Annotated in this window: 1 pseudogene; it reads right to left on the reverse strand. The window is 50.0% G+C overall.

Annotated features, from left to right (window positions below):
- Nucleotides 1–346: pseudogene (locus K1F36_RS19640) on the reverse strand (RagB/SusD family nutrient uptake outer membrane protein); the annotation flags it as partial.

The raw sequence follows: 346 nt of genomic DNA on the forward strand, positions 1-346 counted from the left end.
AGAGTTCGGAGGTGGAGCTTCCGAAAAGACAAATGTTGATCCCTCTTTGGTGTTGTTGCCCGGCAGGCCTGAATCCAACTGCCAAAGGGTTTCAGGGCTGTCCTTTTTAAAAACCAACAGCAAATCCTCTTCCAGCCCGAACGGACCGTCATTTTCCACCTCCAGGACCTCTGTGAGGGCATTCGACCATTCTTCCCGATACAGGTAAAAGCGGGCCAAAAATGCCGTGACCGTCCAATAATTCGGTCTGTAATTGTCCGCTGCTTCCACTTGGGCCAACAATTCCTTTGCCAATCTCAAATCCTCCAAGATCAAGATGGAAAGTGGCTCCAAATCCATACGGCCT

It is taken from the genome of Flagellimonas abyssi, from assembly GCF_019457905.1.
Lineage (GTDB): Bacteria > Bacteroidota > Bacteroidia > Flavobacteriales > Flavobacteriaceae > Flagellimonas > Flagellimonas abyssi.